The 16,219-nt window shown below is 68.6% G+C and carries 17 protein-coding genes and 1 pseudogene; 12 read left to right on the plus strand and 6 right to left on the minus strand.

The window, feature by feature from the left end; all coding sequences use genetic code 11:
* Together BDIM_RS13615 and BDIM_RS13620 are read left to right on the plus strand one after the other, a co-directional pair.
* Window positions 1-721: pseudogene (locus BDIM_RS13615) on the plus strand (helicase-related protein); the annotation flags it as partial.
* Window positions 718-1,002 carry an RNA-binding S4 domain-containing protein gene (locus tag BDIM_RS13620; protein WP_003166183.1) on the plus strand — a complete coding sequence of 95 codons (285 nt, stop codon included), beginning with the start codon at window positions 718-720 and terminating at the stop codon, window positions 1,000-1,002. The pseudogene BDIM_RS13615 and the gene BDIM_RS13620, both read left to right, overlap by 4 nt.
* Here BDIM_RS13620 and BDIM_RS13625 read toward each other — a convergent pair.
* Window positions 999-1,649: a YceI family protein gene (locus BDIM_RS13625; protein WP_003166184.1), complete on the minus strand. Its 651-nt coding sequence runs from the start codon at window positions 1,647-1,649 to the stop codon at window positions 999-1,001. The two genes, BDIM_RS13620 and BDIM_RS13625, sit on opposite strands and share 4 nt — an antisense overlap.
* 169 nt (window positions 1,650-1,818) lie before the next feature.
* On the opposite strand from BDIM_RS13625, the gene fdxA reads away from it, so the two are divergent.
* From fdxA to BDIM_RS13640, 3 genes are all read left to right on the plus strand, one after another.
* Window positions 1,819-2,160 carry a ferredoxin FdxA gene (gene fdxA / locus BDIM_RS13630; RefSeq protein WP_003166185.1) on the plus strand — a complete coding sequence of 114 codons (342 nt, stop codon included), beginning with the start codon at window positions 1,819-1,821 and terminating at the stop codon, window positions 2,158-2,160.
* Window positions 2,161-2,469: 309 nt separating this feature from the next.
* The gene (locus BDIM_RS13635) at window positions 2,470-3,015 is read left to right on the plus strand and encodes a CarD family transcriptional regulator (RefSeq protein ID WP_003166186.1); all 546 of its coding nucleotides are present in this window, start codon (window positions 2,470-2,472) and stop codon (window positions 3,013-3,015) included.
* Between the two features lie 184 nt (window positions 3,016-3,199).
* Window positions 3,200-4,441, plus strand: a complete 1,242-nt coding sequence (locus BDIM_RS13640) for a benzoate/H(+) symporter BenE family transporter (RefSeq protein ID WP_003166187.1) — start codon at window positions 3,200-3,202, stop codon at window positions 4,439-4,441.
* Between the two features lie 53 nt (window positions 4,442-4,494).
* Here the strand turns inward: BDIM_RS13640 and BDIM_RS13645 are convergent, their stop codons facing one another.
* On the minus strand, window positions 4,495-4,980 hold the full coding sequence (locus tag BDIM_RS13645; protein ID WP_232464085.1) for a DUF3617 domain-containing protein: 486 nt from the start codon (window positions 4,978-4,980) through the stop codon (window positions 4,495-4,497).
* A gap of 228 nt (window positions 4,981-5,208) precedes the next feature.
* Here BDIM_RS13645 and rpmB point away from each other — a divergent pair, with 228 nt between their 5' ends.
* Both rpmB and BDIM_RS13655 read left to right on the plus strand, forming a co-directional pair.
* Window positions 5,209-5,505 carry a 50S ribosomal protein L28 gene (rpmB, locus tag BDIM_RS13650; RefSeq protein WP_040346215.1) on the plus strand — a complete coding sequence of 99 codons (297 nt, stop codon included), beginning with the start codon at window positions 5,209-5,211 and terminating at the stop codon, window positions 5,503-5,505.
* A gap of 105 nt (window positions 5,506-5,610) precedes the next feature.
* Window positions 5,611-7,305: a M1 family metallopeptidase gene (locus tag BDIM_RS13655; RefSeq protein WP_003166190.1), complete on the plus strand. Its 1,695-nt coding sequence runs from the start codon at window positions 5,611-5,613 to the stop codon at window positions 7,303-7,305.
* A 3-nt stretch (window positions 7,306-7,308) separates the two neighbouring features.
* Here BDIM_RS13655 and hemA read toward each other — a convergent pair whose 3' ends face one another.
* Window positions 7,309-8,556, minus strand: coding sequence for a 5-aminolevulinate synthase (gene hemA / locus BDIM_RS13660; RefSeq protein ID WP_003166191.1), 1,248 nt, complete (start codon window positions 8,554-8,556; stop codon window positions 7,309-7,311).
* Between the two features lie 115 nt (window positions 8,557-8,671).
* Between hemA and pdxR the strand changes: the two genes are divergently transcribed.
* The 4 genes from pdxR (at window position 8,672) to BDIM_RS13680 (ending at window position 13,375) form a co-directional block, all read left to right on the plus strand.
* Window positions 8,672-10,162 (plus strand): MocR-like pyridoxine biosynthesis transcription factor PdxR, encoded by a 1,491-nt coding sequence (gene pdxR, locus BDIM_RS13665; protein WP_003166192.1) that lies wholly within the window; start codon window positions 8,672-8,674, stop codon window positions 10,160-10,162.
* Window positions 10,163-10,278: 116 nt separating this feature from the next.
* Window positions 10,279-11,415: an alanine racemase gene (alr, locus tag BDIM_RS13670; RefSeq protein WP_003166193.1), complete on the plus strand. Its 1,137-nt coding sequence runs from the start codon at window positions 10,279-10,281 to the stop codon at window positions 11,413-11,415.
* Window positions 11,412-12,173: a YggS family pyridoxal phosphate-dependent enzyme gene (locus BDIM_RS13675; RefSeq protein WP_003166194.1), complete on the plus strand. Its 762-nt coding sequence runs from the start codon at window positions 11,412-11,414 to the stop codon at window positions 12,171-12,173. Before alr ends, BDIM_RS13675 begins: the two co-directional genes overlap by 4 nt.
* A 44-nt stretch (window positions 12,174-12,217) precedes the next feature.
* Window positions 12,218-13,375, plus strand: a complete 1,158-nt coding sequence (locus tag BDIM_RS13680) for a DegT/DnrJ/EryC1/StrS family aminotransferase (RefSeq protein WP_003166195.1) — start codon at window positions 12,218-12,220, stop codon at window positions 13,373-13,375.
* A gap of 6 nt (window positions 13,376-13,381) precedes the next feature.
* Here BDIM_RS13680 and pdxY read toward each other — a convergent pair whose 3' ends face one another.
* The 3 genes from pdxY to BDIM_RS13695 all read right to left on the minus strand — a co-directional run bounded on the left by pdxY (window position 13,382) and on the right by BDIM_RS13695 (window position 15,810).
* Window positions 13,382-14,182 carry a pyridoxal kinase gene (pdxY, locus tag BDIM_RS13685; protein ID WP_040346222.1) on the minus strand — a complete coding sequence of 267 codons (801 nt, stop codon included), beginning with the start codon at window positions 14,180-14,182 and terminating at the stop codon, window positions 13,382-13,384.
* 17 nt (window positions 14,183-14,199) lie between these two features.
* A complete protein-coding gene (gene glyA, locus BDIM_RS13690; protein WP_003166196.1) occupies window positions 14,200-15,468 on the minus strand; it encodes a serine hydroxymethyltransferase in 1,269 nt (422 codons plus the stop codon).
* A gap of 105 nt (window positions 15,469-15,573) precedes the next feature.
* Window positions 15,574-15,810 (minus strand): thioredoxin domain-containing protein, encoded by a 237-nt coding sequence (locus tag BDIM_RS13695; protein ID WP_003166197.1) that lies wholly within the window; start codon window positions 15,808-15,810, stop codon window positions 15,574-15,576.
* A gap of 118 nt (window positions 15,811-15,928) precedes the next feature.
* On the opposite strand from BDIM_RS13695, the gene BDIM_RS13700 reads away from it, so the two are divergent.
* Window positions 15,929-16,219, plus strand: a 291-nt coding sequence (locus BDIM_RS13700; protein WP_040346226.1) for a GntR family transcriptional regulator, incomplete at its 3' end; no start/stop codon positions are given.

The raw sequence follows: 16,219 nt of genomic DNA on the forward strand, positions 1-16,219 counted from the left end.
AGCCTGGCTGGCGGCTGAGGCCGGGCGGGCGCTGAAGCCGCTGAAACGGCTGCGCCACGCCATTGAGAGCGGCGCCCTGACCGGCCTGCCGCGCGGGCTGGCGTTCCGACTGATCGAGGCCGGCGGACTGATCCCCCGGCGCGAGGTCGAGCGCGATCTGGCGGCTTTGAGCCAGCATGAACGGCGCACGCTGAAGACCTTCGCCATCCGGGTCGGCGCCCATTCGGTCTGGCTGCCCGGCGTGATGAAGCCGCGCGGCGCGGCGTTGGCGCAGGCCTTCCTGCCGCGCGAAGCGATCAACGGCCTAGCGGGCGAAGGTCTGTCAGCTCTGCCGGAACCGCCGCCGTCGGCGCGCGCCCTGTCCGCCTTCGGCCGCCGCTCGGTCGGGCGCTGGACCGCGCCGGTCGAAACGCTGGAAGCCTTCGCCGACGCCCAGAAGGCGGCAGGCAAGGCGCCGCTGTCGGATGAAGCCCTGAACAGCCTCGGCTGGACGGCGGATCAGGCCAGGGCCATCCAGGCCGCCCTACGCACGCCGCGCGCCGAGCGAGCCACGTCCTCCGGCAAATCGACGCCCCCGCCCAAGGATTCGCCCTTCGCCGCCCTGGCGCAGCTGACCCAACCGCCCCGCCCGGCCCCCCCCGCCAAACCCAAGGCGGCGCGCCGATCCCGCCGTCGCCCGCGACGCGCTGCGTCTCAGGGGGCGGGCCAGAACGCTGAATGAGCCTCGAGAGCTGCCGCATCGACGTCTGGCTATGGCGCGCGCGCTTCGCCAAGACGCGCAACCTGGCCGCGGCCATGGTCGAGCAGGGCGCGATCCGCCTGACGCACAACGGCGCCCAGTCCCGGCTCGACAAGCCCAGCCGCAGCGTCCACCCCGGCGACGAAGTGCTCTTCGCTCAGGGCGGTCGCCTCGTCGCCGTGCGCGTGGTGCGGATGGGCGAAAGGCGCGGCCCGCCCGAGGAAGCCCGCGCCCTTTATGAGCCGCTGGACGCGCCGCCCTAGCCCGCCGCCTTCACGAACTCGCCTTCGATGTGCAGCTTCACCTCGTCGCCCAGGGCGGGCAGGCCGAAATTGATGCCGAAGTCGGACCGCTTGATGGTCGCCTCTCCATCGAAGCCGGCCTTGTAGCCGCCGCGCGTCGGGCCGGCCTGATTGAACTCGACCTCCATGACCACCGGACGAGTGACGCCGCGCAGGGTCAGTTCGCCGTGGACCGTGGCCTCGTCGCGATCATCGGCGTCGACCGTGATCCGGGTAGAGCGAAAGGTGGCGACCGGATGATTGGCGGTATCGAAGAAGTCCGCCGTCTGCAGATGGCGGTTCAGCCCGTCCGAGTTCGACGCCACGTCCGTCAGAGGAATGGTCGCGGTCAAGATGCTGGCGGACGGGTTAGCGGGGTCCAGCTTCAGCTCGGCCTGGACGTTCACGAACTGGCCGACATAGGTGGAGAAGCCCAGGTGATCGACGGACCAGGTGATCTTGCCGTGCTCCGGATCCAGCCTGTAGTCGCCGGGCTGGACCTCGGACGGAACCCTGGTCAAGGCGGACTGGGCCACGACCGCGCCGCCGGCCAGAAGGCTCAACGCCAGGCCGGCCGCGCCGATGCGGCCGAGGGCGGAACGAGAGATGAAACCTTGATTGAAACGCATGGGGACAGGCCTCCGGGCGGACGATGATCCGGCGTCATGACGGTGAAGCGCGGCCCGGCGCCGTCGGGCCTGAACAGCTTTGCAACAGCGCCTTCGGTTGACAGTTGGTTCCGTCGGGGCCATGTGCGCGCCCTCGACCTCCTCGCTGCCACAGGCCCGCCCGAACGCCATGACCTACATCGTCACCGACGCCTGCGTGAAATGTAAGTTCATGGACTGCGTCGAGGTGTGTCCGGTGGACTGCTTCTACGAGGGCGAGAACTTCCTGGTCATCGCGCCCGACGAATGCATCGACTGCGGCGTGTGCGAGCCGGAATGCCCCGTCGACGCCATCGTCCCCGACACCGAGGACGAACCCGACGGCAAGTGGCTGCAGGTCAACGCCGAATACGCCAAGGTCTGGCCGAACATCACGGTCAAGGGCGTGCCCCCGGCGGATCGCGAACAGTATGAACGCGAAACCGGCAAGTTCGAGAAATACTTCAGCCCCAAGCCGGGCAAGGGCTCCTAAGAATTCGCCACAATGCGGTCACAATGCGCCGATCCTCGCCGCGCGCCCTGTGGATGTTTTGAGATTTTCTAATTTTATGATAGGTTCCTCCCTATTCGAAACGGGCGGTTCCGCAACTTTGCGCGCCGCCCGCATTTACGACAGAACCTCGCCGCTAGAGACGAGGTCGGCCAGAGGTTTGGTGATCCGTTTTCGCGTCTGACAGTGCGATCCTCCGCCTCAACCGCCGGGCCAGCGCTCGGCGGAGGGGCGGTTTTTCACTATCTGCGTGGCGACGATCTCATCCCGACGGTTCGGGAAAGGAATGACATGACGAGCAAGACCGGTCTGGAATTCAAGGTTGGCGATGCGGTGGTCTATCCCGCGCATGGCGTCGGCAAGGTCGCCGCGATCGAGACTCAGGAAGTCGCCGGCATGGCGCTGGAAGTCTATGTCGTGACCTTCGAACACGAGAAGATGACCCTGCGCGTCCCGACCAAGAAGGCCAAGACCGCCGGTCTGCGCACCCTGGCCGCCGACGACACCGTCTCCAAGGCCCTGACGACCCTGAAGGGCCGCGCCCGCGTCAAGCGCACCATGTGGTCGCGCCGCGCCCAGGAGTATGAAGCCAAGATCAACTCGGGCGACCTGATCTCGATCGCTGAAGTGGTCCGCGACCTGCACCGCGCCGAGACCCAGCCGGAACAGTCCTATTCCGAGCGCCAGCTCTATGAATCGGCCCTGGACCGCATGGCTCGCGAAGTCGCCGCCGCCAACAAGATCGACAAGGACGCCGCCATGGCCCTGCTGGGCAAGTCGCTCAGCGCCAAGAAGCCGGTCGCCCCGGCCACCGAGGCTGAAGCCGAGGCCGCCTGACCTCAGGCGATCCGCAAACGACGCGAAAGGCCCGGCGGCGACGCCGGGCCTTTTTCATGAGCGCCTCCGACAAGCGCTCGGTGAAACCGAATGGTCTGGCGAAATGGCCATGAATGGACAGGTATGACCGGCCATTGATCCTCTAGGAGCGCGCGCATCGTCGTCGTTCGCAGAGGCCCTCCCGATGTCCATGCCCGCCCCGTCTCCACCCTTGCGGTGGAGCGACCTGTTGCACCCCGTCGTCGCCGGACTGATCTCGGTCATCGTCAACTATGGCGGCACCTTCATCCTGGTGTTCCAGGCGGCCAAGGTCGCGGGCCTCAGTCCTGAGTTGACCGCCTCCTGGGTCTGGTCGATCTCGATCGGCGTGGGGACGACGGGCCTATGGCTGAGCTGGCGCTACAAGGCGCCGATCATCACCGCCTGGTCGACGCCCGCGGCGGCCTTCCTAGTCACGGCCCTGGCGGCGACCTCCTACGCCGAGGCGATCGGCGCCTATCTGATCTCGGCGGCGGCCTTCGTCGTCCTGGGGCTGTCCGGCGGGTTCGACAAGGTGATCCGCCTGATCCCGCCCCCCATCGCCGCCGCCCTGCTGGCGGGCATACTGCTGCCCTTCGGGGTGCAGGCGTTCGGCGGCGTCGGCCTCGACCCCGTTCTGGCGGGCCTGCTGATCCTGACCTACGTCGTGCTGAAGCGGTTCACCGCCCGTTATGCGGTCGTGGGCATCCTCGTGCTGGGGCTGGGCTTCCTGCTGATGCAGGGGCGGGTCGACCTGTCGGGGCTGGAGCTGAAGCTGGCGGCGCCGGTCTTCACCATGCCCGCCTTCTCGTTCAAGGCCCTGCTCAGCCTGGCCATCCCCATGTTCCTGATCACCCTGACGGGCCAGTATATGCCGGGGATGCTGGTGCTGCGGAACAACGGCTATGCGGTCAACGCCAATCCCCTGGTCACGGTGACGGGGCTCGGGTCGCTGCTGACGGCGCCGTTCGGCTCGCACGCCTTCAATGTGGCCGCCATCACCGCCGCCATCTGCACCGGCAAGGAGGCGCATGAAGACCCGTCCAAGCGCTGGATCGCGGGCGTGGCGGCGGGGGTGTTCTACATCCTGATCGGCGTGTTCGGCGTGACCCTGGCGGCGGTCTTCATGGCCCTGCCCTCCGTCTTCATCACCACATTGGCGGGGCTGGCCTTGCTGGGCGCCATCGGCGGCAGCGTGGCGGGCGCCCTGGTCGAGCCGAAGTCCCGCGAGGCGGCCCTGATCACCTTCCTGGCGGCGGCGGCCAACATCCAGCTGTTCGGAATCGGCGGGGCCTTCTGGGGCCTGGTGATAGGGCTGATCGCCTATGCGGCCCTGAACGGCGGCCTAGCGGCCTTCGCCAAGACCCTGCTGCCGGTCAGGCCCGCGCCCGAGCGTCCGGCGGAATAGGGCGCAAAGGACCAGAGGCCGGGTCTCGCGTCCCGGCCTCTTCCAAAATCAGATCAGAAATACTCGGCCCCGGCCGGGCACTGGGCGGCCAGGCGGCGCGCGGTGATGCTGGCCGGGATATAGGGCGTGCCGCGCGCCAGCTGGGCGCCGCCGTTGAAGCGGAAGGCCTGCTCTTCATAGGTGCCGTTCAGCCGCACATTGATGCGGCGGCCCTTGCGATCCTGACAGCTGCCTTCAAAGCGCGCGCGGCCGTCGCCGACCTGGCGGGTCGGATAGGTGCACCGCCACTTGCGCGTCGACAGACCGCCGAAGAATCGATTGATCTCGCTGGGCCGCACGCACTTCTGCTCAGTGTCGCGGGCGCCCATGACGCTGGTGGTGTACTCCCAGTAGCCGGGCAGAACCTCGGATTGGGCGGCCGACTGAGCCTGAGGCGCGGACGCTGGCGCGGCCAGCATCACGGCGCCGGCGGCCACAGGGGCGACGACAGCCATCAGCCGGGCGAAGGGGAACAAGGTCTTCATGGATTTGCCGTTCATGGGACTCATCATGGGTCTGCTCTATATAGTCACGCCTTGAACGACTGCTGAACGAAGGCGATCCCTCGCCTTCAGAATGACTCTGTCGCGCTGGACGACGACTCCAGCCTTGACGCCCGGCGAGTCCTTCCTCTATACGGCCCCCTCTCGCGCGGGCCTCCTTGCTCGCCGCGTCCCTGTTTCATGCGTCCGCACCGGTATCGCGGATGTGACCTTGAGGATCTTCAGATGTCGCGTCGCTGCGAACTCACCGGTATCGGCCCCATGGTCGGCCATCACGTGAGCCACTCCAACATCAAGACCAAGCGCCGCTTCCTGCCTGCGCTGAAGACGGTCAAGGTTCAGTCGGAAGCTCTGGGCCAGACCTTCTCGCTGCGTATCTCGAACGCCGCCCTGCGCACCCTGGACTTCAAGGGCGGCCTGGACGCCTTCATCGTCAAGGCTCGCGACGAGCAGCTGTCGATCGCCGCCCTGCGCATCAAGCGCCAGGTCCGCGCCAAGCTGGCCGAGCAAGCCGCCGCCTGATCGGCGTCGACTGACGGATTTTGAAGAGGCCGGTGGAGACGCCGGCCTTTTTCTTTTGCGCGCCGCGCGGCTAACCTCAGGGTTCGTCCTGCCGGAGCTTCAGCCTTGCGTCCTCTCGTCGCCCTCTGCCTGACCACGGCCCTGCTGTCGTCGCCCGTTCTGGCGCAGGAGGCGGCGCGCGAAACCACGGCTTTCACCCTGTCCAGCGGCGCGCCGCGCACGGCGGAGCAGTTGGCCCTGCACTTCGACAAGGCGGACCTGTCCTTCAGGCTGCTGCCGGAGACTCAATCCCTCGAAGGCGTCGCCGTCCTCGACTTCACCGCCACGGCGCCGACTTCGGCGGTCGTGGTCGAGCTGGACGCGGCCTTCGCCATCGCCGCCATAACCGTGGACGGGCAGGCGGTCGCCGACTGGTCCAACCCCGAGGGGCGGCTGACCATTCCCATGCCCCCCCCCCTGACGGCGGGCGAAAGCGTTTCCGTCCGCATCGCCTATGCTGGACGCCCGCATCAGGCCAAGCGCGCGCCCTGGGACGGCGGCTTCGTCTGGACCACGACGCCCGACGGCCAGCCGTGGATCGCCAGCGCGGTTCAAGGCGAGGGCTGCGACCTGTTCTGGCCCTGCGTCGACCACCCCCAAGGCGAGCCGGAGCAGGTGGATCTGCACATCACCATCCCCTCAACCCTCAGCGCCCCCGCCAACGGCCGCTTTCTGGGCAAGGCTGACAACGGCGACGGCACGACCACCTGGAACTGGACCGCGCGCCAGCCCGACACCTACGCCATCAGCCTGAACGTCGGCCCCTATGTGGAGATGGCCGCCGACTATCAGAGCCGGTTCGGCAATGTGATCCCCTTGCGCTTCTGGCGTCTGGCCTCGGCCGATCCGGCCAAGGCGCAGGCGCTGTTCGACGAGTTCCCGCAGATGCTCGACTTCTATGAGGCGACCGTCGGCCCCTTCCCCTTCGGCGACGAGAAGATGGGCGTGGTCGAGACCCCGCACCTAGGCATGGAGCACCAGACCATCAACGCCTACGGCAACGGCTACAAGCTGGACGGCAAGGGCTACGACTGGCTGCTGCAGCACGAACTGGCGCACGAATGGTTCGGCAATCAGCTGACCAACGCCGACTGGGACGACATGTGGCTGCACGAGGGGTTCGGCACCTATATGCAGCCCCTCTACGCCCGCTGGCTGAACGGCGAGCGGGCCATGCAGGCCGAACTTCAGACCATGCGGCTGGCCCTGGCCAACCGCTTCCCGGTCGTGTCCGGCAAACCGCAGGACGCGGGAACCGTCTATGACGACAAGACCGGCCCGGCGCTGGATCTCTATTACAAAGGGGCGCTGATCGCCCACACCCTGCGCCTGCACATCGGCGACGACGCCTTTTATGAAAGCCTGCGCCGTCTGGTCTATGGCCGCCCCGATCCGCAGCCGGGGAATTTCCGTCCGCGCTACGCCACGACGCCGGACTATGTGGCCATCGTCAATGAAGTGACGGGGCGCGACATGGGCTGGTTCTTCGACGCCTACCTCTATCAGGCGGCCTTGCCCGATCTGGTCATGACGCGGCAGGGCCGGCGAGTGGCGCTGGAGTGGAAGACCGCAAACGGCCGCCCCTTCCCCCTGCCGGTCGAGGTCGAGGTGGACGGCGTCGTGCGCGCCCTGCCCATGACCGACGGCCGCGCGACGTTCGAAGCGCCGCCGAGCGCGCACATCCTGCTGGACCCCGGCTCAAAGGTGCTGAGACGGCTGGAGTATCTGGAGCGGTGGAAGGCGGCCTCAACCGCCGACTGACGCTCAGGCCGCTTCCAACTGGCGCCGCCCCAGAGCCGCGAACCGGCGCCAGTCAGCGTTGTCAGCCCAGACGACGGCCAGAGCCTCCAGCAGATGCTCCTCGTCGTCGTCGTTGTGCAGCGGCGTCGGCGTGACGCGCAGCCGCTCGGTCCCGCGCGGCACGGTGGGGAAGTTGACCGGCTGGATATAGACGCCGTGCTCATCCATCAGGGCGTCCGTCACCGCCCGCGCCGTGGCCGCGTCGCCGATCATCACCGGCAGGATATGGCTGGGGCTGGGCAGGACCGGCAGACCCAGCCGCTGCATCCCCGCCTTGATCGAGGCGGCGCGCGCGGCCAGCGTCCGACGCGGCGCGCCGTCGGCTTTCAGATGTCGCAGCGCCGCCCGCACCCCGGCCACGACCGAGGGCGGCAGGGCCGTGCTGAAGATGAAGCCCGGCGCGTGGCTGCGCACGAAGTCCACCGCCGCCGCATCGCCCGCCACATAGCCGCCCATGGCGCCGAACCCCTTGCTGAGGGTGCCCTGAATCATGCTGATGCGGTGCGACTGGCCGTCGCGCTCGGCCACGCCCGCGCCGCGCGCGCCGTACAGGCCCACGGCGTGAACCTCGTCCAGATAAGTGAAAGCGCCGTGCTTTTCGGCCACGTCGCAGATCGCGGCGATGGGGACGAAATCGCCGTCCATCGAATAGCAGCTCTCGAAACAGACCAGCTTGGGCCGATAGCGGCAGACCCCGCTCATCAGCCGGTCCAGATCGCGCCAGTCGTTGTGGGCGAAAATGTGCTTCTCCACGCCCGAGCGCCGCATGCCCTCGATCATGGAGGCGTGGTTCAGGGCGTCGGAAAAGATCACCGCCCCCGGCAGGCGCGAGGCCAGCGTCGACAGGGCCGCGTCATTGGCCGCATAGCCGGAGGTGAACAGCAGCGCCGCCTCCTTGCCGTGCAGATCGGCCAGATCGCGCTCCAGCAGGACGTGTTCGTGGCTGGTGCCCGAGATGTTGCGCGTGCCGCCCGCGCCTGCGCCATAAGTACGGATCGCGGCTTGCGCCGCCTCGACCACCTCGGGGTGGACGCCCATCGACAGATAGTCGTTCGAGCACCAGATGGTGATGGTCCGCTCGCGCCGATGATCCCAGGCGTAGGGCGCGCCCTTCGACAGCCGCTCCAGATCGGCGAAGACGCGATACCGGCCCTCCTGCTTCAGATCATCCAGATCGCGGCTGAAGAAGTCGGCGAAGTCGAAAGCGCCCATGACATCACATCCCATCACAGGACGGGCGGCGATATTGCCATCCCGCCGGGGGCGTGACACCTAACGCTGTATTGGCCGGATCATTCCAGCCACTTTGGAAAGAACCTGCAGACCATTGTTGAAGCGCGCCCAGCTGGAATCCGTTCAGGCCTTCATGGACCACCCGGCCCAGTCCGGCCTGCCCCTGCACGCCCGCATCCAGCGCGCCGTGCGCCAGTTGATCGTCGAACGGTCGCTGACGGCGGGGCGGCCCCTGCCGTCATCGCGGACGCTGGCCCGGTCGCTGGGCGTGTCGCGCGATACGGTCGAGACGGCCTATGCCCAGCTTCACGCCGAGGGCTTCATCGAGCGCCGCGTCGGCAGCGGCAGCTTCGTCTGCGAGCTGACCGAACTGGGTCTGAAGCGCGGGGTGCTGCGCCCGGCGGGCCGCCGCCCGGCCCTGCTACCGGCGACGGCGCCGACGCTCAGCAAGCGCGGGCAGGCGATGGCCGACAGCGGAGGTCTGCGCGATCCCTACGCCCCGCTAGCCTTTTCGCCCGGCGTGCCGGAGACGCGGCTGTTTCCCTTCACCCAGTGGGACCGGCTGCATCGCCTGACCCTGCGCGAGGAGGGCGCCGCCGCCCTGCACCACGGCGACCCGCAGGGCCATCCGCGCCTGCGCCGCGCCATCGCCGGCTATGTGAACCTGGAACGCGGGGCGCGGGCCGATCCCGACCAGATCCTGATCCTGACCAGTTCGCAGCAGGCCCTGTCCCTGTGCGCGCGGGTGCTGGCCGATCCCGGCGACGGCGTCTTCATCGAAGACCCGGCCTATCAGGGCGCCGCCAAGGCGCTGGATGCGGCGGGGCTGAAGCGCCTGCCCGTGGCGGTCGACGCGCAGGGGCTGCGGACCGACGACCTACTGGCCCGACGCGAGGACGGACGGGCGGTCTTCGTCACCCCCTCGCACCAGTTTCCGACCGGCCGCACCCTGTCGCTGGACCGACGGCTGGCCCTGATCCAGTGGGCGGCCGAGCATGACGCCTGGATTCTGGAAGACGATTACGACAGCGAGTTCCACTACGCCGGGCGGCCGACGGCCTGCGTTCAGGGCTTGGACCCGCACGACAGGACCCTGTATCTGGGCACCTTCACCAAGTCGCTGTTTCCGGGACTGAGGCTGGCCTATCTGATCCTGCCGCGCCCGCTGGTCGAGCCGATGGTGGCGGCGCGCAGCCTGATGGACGGCTTCACCGCTTCGGTGGCGCAACTGACGCTGGCCCGCTTCATCGAGGACGGCCGGTTCGGCGCCTATGTCCGCACCATGCGCGGCGTCTATGCGGAACGGCTGGACGCGCTGGAGGCGGCGGTGAGGGCGCGCCTGCCCCACGTCGTCACGCCCGACCGACCCGCCGGGGGCCTGCAGATGCCCTGCTTCCTGAAGGACGGCTTCGATGAGGCCGAGACGGTGCGCGCGGCCCGGCGCGTCGGCGTCCACCTGACCGGCCTGACGCCCCTGCACGACATGGGCGCGGGCCGCCCCGGCTGGCTGATGGGCTTCGCCGCCTCGACCCCGGCCGAGATCGACGCCGCCGTCGATCGGCTGGCGAAGCTGTTCCTCGCGTGATCGACGCTTACAAAGCGGTCTGACGATCTGCGCCGACGTGGCGGGGAATGGCCGGGACAGCGCCGCCTAGGATGCGGAGGTCGGCGGTCAGCCGACGCCGTGAAAGCTCCCGTCCCTTGCCTGCCCTCGCCCTGTTCCCGACCGACCAGCCGGGCCGCCGATCCGACCACGGCGGCGGCCGGATTCACGTTTCCTTACGCGCCGTCGCCGCCAACTATCGCGCCATGTGCGACCAGGTCGCGCCCGCAGCCTGCGCCGCCGTGGTCAAGGCCGACGCCTATGGTCTGGGCGCGGCCCGCATCGCACCCGCCCTCTATGACGCCGGGTGCCGCGCCTTCTTCGTCGCCCATCTATTCGAGGCGGTGGACCTGCGCCGCGTCCTGCCCGCCGACGCCGAACTGTTCGTGCTGAACGGTCTGGCGCCGGGCGCCGAATACGCCGCCCTCGCCGCCGGGGCCATCCCGGTGCTGAACAGCCGCGAGCAGGTGGAGGGTTGGGCGCGTCTAGGCCGGGCCGTCGGGCGGCCTCTGGCGGCGGCGATCCAGTTCGACACCGGCATGTCGCGGCTGGGCCTGCCGCCCGAGGACGCCGCATGGGCCTTCGCCCCGGAGGGCCCGATCCGCTGGATCGAACCGCGCCTGATACTCAGCCACCTAGCCGTCGCCGACACGCCTGGCCATGCGGGCAATGCGCGCCAACGTCAGGCCTTCGAGCGCATACTGGCCCACGCGCCGCAGGGCGTTGCGCGCTCGTTGGCCAACTCGGCCGGGTGCTGGCTGGGCCAAGACTATCACTATGACCTGTGCCGGGTCGGGGCCGCCCTGTTCGGTCTGGACGCCTCGTCGTCAGCCAAGGCCATGCAGCCGGTGGTCGAGGTGACGGGCCGCGTCATCCAGACCCGCGCCGTGCCTGCGGGCGCGGGCGTCGGCTACGGCTGGGCCGTCACGGCCGCCGAGGGAATGCGTCTGGCCACCATCGGCGTGGGCTATGCCGACGGCTGGCCGCGTCAGTTGTCGGCCGTCGGCGGCGCCGCATTCGAGGGGCGGTTGCTGCCCTTTGTCGGCCGCATCTCGATGGACAGTCTGGTCGTGGACGTCAGCGCTCTGCCGCCCGACGCGCTGAAGCCGGGCGATCACGTCGAGCTTCTGGGCCCCAACCGCCCGCCGGAGCAACTGGCGCTGGAAGGCGCGACCATCGACTATGAAGTCATCGCGCGGTTGGGCCGTCGCCTGTGTCGGGAGTATGTTTCGTGACCCTTTCACCGGAAAACCTCGAACGCTTCGGTCCCGACCCGCGCGAGCGGTTCGCCGCCAATCTGGCGTTGGTTCATCGCCGCATCGCCGCCGCCTGCGAACAGGTGGGGCGGCCGATCGACAGCGTGCGCCTGTTGCCGATCACCAAGACGGTTCCGGCCGAGATTCTTCGTCTGGCCTGGGCCGCGGGCGTCACCGACTTCGGCGAGAACAAGCTGCAGGAGGCCCGCGACAAGGCCGAGGCCATGGCCGACCTGCCGATGCGCTGGCACGTCGTCGGCCACCTGCAATCGAACAAGGTCAAATACCTGACCCGTCTGGCGGACGAGTTCCATGCGCTGGACAGCCTCAAGCTGGCCGAGGTCTTGAACAAGCGGCTGGAGACCGACGGGCGCGACATGAAGGTCTACGTTCAGGTCAACACCTCGGGCGAGGAGAGCAAGTTCGGCCTGCATCCCGACGACGCGCTGGACTTCATCGAACGGCTGGAGGCCTTCCCCCGGCTGAAGCCGCAGGGGCTGATGACGCTGGCCATCTTCAGCGACGATGCGGATCGGGTGCGGCCCTGCTTCACCCTGCTGCGGTCCCTGCGCGACCGGGCCGAGCGCATCGACGCGCGCATCACCGGCCTGTCGATGGGCATGACCGGCGACTACGAACTGGCGGTGCGCGAAGGCGCGACCGTGGTGCGGGTGGGACAGGCCATCTTCGGCCCGCGCCCGACGCCGAACGCCCACTACTGGCCCGGTCTGGCCTGAGCCAGTTGGCCTGATTTTCCTCCCCTCCCCGGAGTAACCGACGCGTGACGATTCCCTTCATCGATCTTCTCAGCCAGCGCCGACGCATCGGCCCGGCCATCGACGCCGCCCTGATGGAGGTCGCGGCCAGCGGCCAGTACATCATGGGCCCGGCGGTCGGCGCCTTTGAACAGGCTCTGTGCGACTTTGGAGAAGCGCCGCACGCCCTGTCTTGCTCCAACGGGACGGATGCGCTGGTGCTGCTGATGATGGCGTGGGGCGTGGGGCCGGGCGACGCTGTCTTCTGCCCCGCCTTCACCTTCGCCGCCACGGCCGAGGTGGTCGCGCTGGCGGGCGCCACGCCGGTCTTCGTCGACATTCGCCCCGACACCTGGACGATCGATCCCGACCATCTGCGCGCCGCCGTTGAGGCGGTCGAGCGCGAAGGCGTGCTGACGCCCCGCGCCGTCATCGCCGTGGACCTGTTCGGCCAGCCCGCCGACTATCCCGCCCTATCGGACATCGCGCAGAAGCACGGGTTGAAGCTGATCGCGGATTCGGCGCAGGGGTTCGGCTGCACCCTGAACGGCCGGCACCCCATCCACTGGGCCGACGCCACGACGCTGAGCTTCTTCCCGGCCAAGCCTCTGGGCGCCTATGGCGACGGCGGGGCGGTGCTGATGAAGGATGAGGCGCTGATGGATCACCTCGTCTCCTTGCGCGTCCACGGTCAGGCGACGGCGGCGGATGCGGCGGCGCAGGGCTTTGCGCACGACCCCAAATATCTGAACCCGCGTCTGGGCATGAACGGGCGGATGGACACGCTGCAGGCCGCCGTCCTGCTGGAGAAGCTGAAGATCTTCCCGGACGAGATCGACCGCCGCAACCGCATCGCCGACCGCTATGTGCAAGGGCTGGCCGGTCATGTGGCGACGACGCCGGTCGTCATTCCCGGCGGCCGCTCAGTCTGGGCCCAGTTCACCGTCGAGCATGACGACCGCGACGCTCTAGCCGCCCATCTGAAGGCTGAGGGCGTGCCGACCGCCGTCTATTATCCGATCCCCCTGCACCGCCAGCCCGCCTATCGCCAGCACCCGGTCGGACCCCGCGGTCTGGCCGTGACCGAGGCCAAGGCGGAACGGGTCATCAGCCTGCCGATGAGCGCCTATCTGGACGAGGCGGTGCAGGACCGGGTGATCGCCGCCGTCGCCGGCTTCGGCTGAGGGCTTTCAGCCCTCGGTCAGGCGCATCTCCAAGGCGCCCGCCGCCTGGGTCCGCAGCAGAACGGTCTGGACCCCGGCGGTGGCGCGGACGGCTGCCTCAGCCAGTCCCTCGCCGCGCATCAGCCAGCCGGTCAGATAGGCGGTGAACAGATCGCCGGTGCCGCTGGGCCGGATCGGGATGCGGGGGATAGAGACGCGATGGGCGCCGCCGCCCTCGACCGCCACCGTCTCGACCTCGCCCGGCGCCGTGTCGGTCAGGACGCAGCCGGTCACCACCGTCCGGCCCGTGCCGCGCGCGTTCAAGATGCGCGCCGCCTCGATCACGCCCTCGACCGTATCGGGCCGTTCGCCGACCAGTCGGCCCAGTTCGAACTGGTTGGGGGTGATGATATCGGCCATCGGCGTCAGTTCATCGCGGAACTGTTCGATCAGGCCCTCGGCGACGAAGACGCCCAGATCATCGTCGCCGATCACCGGGTCGCAGATGTGCAGCAGGGCGGGGTTCCTCGCCTTCCAGCGACGCAAGAAGCCCGCCGTCGCCGCCGCATTGGCGGCCGAGCCCATATAGCCCGTGACCACCGCCCCGGCCGTCATCGGCAGGTCGCGCTCCTCGACCCCCAGCAGCAGGTCGGCGACCAGTTCCGTCTCCAGAATCCGGCCGCGCATGGTGGGATAGTGCGGGTGATTGGACAGCAAGGTGGTCGGCACCGCCGCCACCTCCAGCCCCATGGCCTGCATCGGCTGGACCGCCGCGCTGTTGCCGACGTGGCCGTAGACGACCTGGCTTTGAATCGAGATGACCCGCACGCGCGTTCGGAACCTCCTTAAGCGGGCGTCAGCGCCGGTCCGGCGATCGGATAGGCCCGCGTCAGCTCCCTTCCCTGCGCCTTCACCGCCGCGCTGTCGAGATCGCCGTCGCGCAGCCCCTTGAGGATGGTCAGGATCATGCCGCCGACCGTGCGGAACGCCTCGGCGTCGAAGCCGCGCGAGGTCGAGGACGGCGAGCCCAGCCGCAGCCCCGACGTCACCATGGGCGAGGCCGTGTCATAGGGGACCGAGTTCTTGTTGGCGATCAGGCCGTGATCCTCCAGCGCCTCGACCGCCGCCTTGCCGGTCAGGCCGAAGGGGCGCAGATCGACCAGCACCAAGTGGCAGTCCGTCCCGCCCGACACGAGGCGCAGCCCCCCGTCCGCCAGCGTCTGGCCCAACGCGCGGGCGTTCTTGATCACCGTCTTGGAGTATTCGAGAAAGTCCGGTTGCAGCGCCTCGTGGAAGGCCGCCGCCTTGCCCGCGATGACGTGCATCAGCGGCCCGCCCTGGGTGCCGGGGAAGACCGCCTTGTCGATGCGCCGCGCCAGTTCCGGATCGTTGCACAGGATCAGGCCGCCGCGCGGGCCGCGCAGGGTCTTGTGCGTGGTCGAGGTGGTGACATGGGCGTGCGGCGTCGGATTGGGATAGAGGCCCGCCGCGATCAGCCCGGCGTAGTGGGCCACGTCGGCCACCAGATAGGCGCCGACCTTGTCCGCGATCTGACGCATCCGGGCGAAGTCGATGCGGCGCGGATAGGCCGAGCCGCCCGCATAGATCAGGCGCGGCCGATCCTGAAGGACGCGCTGCTCCATGTCGTCATAGTCGATCAGGTCGTCGACCTCGCGCACCCGATAGGCGCTGACCTCGAACCACTGGCCCGACAGGCTGACGGGCGAGCCGTGCGTCAGGTGGCCGCCGCAGGCCAGGTCCAGCCCCATGATGCAGTCGCCCGGCTTGATCAGGGCGAACAGCACCGCCAGGTTGGCGTTGACGCCCGAGTGCGGCTGGACGTTGGCGTAGGCCGTGTCGAACAGGGTGCAGGCGCGCTCGATGGCCAACTTCTCGGCGATGTCGACCGCCTCGCACCCGCCGTAGTAGCGGCGGCCCGGATAGCCCTCGGCGTATTTATTGGTCAGGACCGAGCCCTGCGCCTGACGCACAGCGGCGCTGACGATGTTCTCGGACGCGATCAGCTCGATGTTGTCCTGCTGGCGCTGGCGCTCCAGCATCAGGGCTTGGGCCAGTTGCGGGTCCAGAGCCCGCGTCGCCAGGTCGGAAGTCATGCTGTCTCCGTCAGACAAGAAAAAGCGGCGGGTCGGCCGGTGAGGAGGGATCGCCGACCCGCCAAGCAATCCGGCTTCGGGGGACAGAAGCCGGATCGAACAGCCTCAACGCAGGGCGGAAAGGTCCGCGCCATGGTTGATATGATAGACGGCGTCGCCAAGGACGATGGCCGGAACGGACTTCACGCCCGCCGCCTCGGCCTCGTCCAGACGCTGAGGCGTCTCGCCCAGATGAACGACCTCGACCTCATAGGCCGCAGGATTCAGCGCGCCGGCGAAGCGCTGCTCGGCGTCGACGCAGACGGTGCAGCCTGCGTGATAGAAAACGGCTTTCTCGGCCATGACCCTATCCCTTGTTTCTGTTCCCGCAGCGGTGTTGCTGCCTAGGAGTGCGCGTGGGATACCCGGCCTATCGGCCCTGCCATAAGAGCCGCTTTCCTGAAACCTGGTAGGCCGGATCATGGGACGCAGTGCCGTCGTCATTGAACTGATCGAAGACCCCGCCCGGCCCCTGTTCATCAATCTGGCGGGGTCGGTGATCCGTGAGATCGAGCGCGGTCGGCTGAAGCCCGGCGACCGCCTGCCCGGCACCCGCGCCCTGGCCGGCGCCCTGGGCATCCATCGCAACACCGTCGACGCCGCCTATCAGGAGTTGGTGCTGCAGGGGTGGCTGACGGCCGAGGCGTCGCGCGGCACCTTCGTCGCCCGCGACCTGCCCGATCTGGGCACGCAGAACTGGGGCGTCCGGCCC

The organism is Brevundimonas diminuta ATCC 11568, assembly GCF_000204035.1.
In the GTDB taxonomy this organism is placed as follows: domain Bacteria; phylum Pseudomonadota; class Alphaproteobacteria; order Caulobacterales; family Caulobacteraceae; genus Brevundimonas; species Brevundimonas diminuta.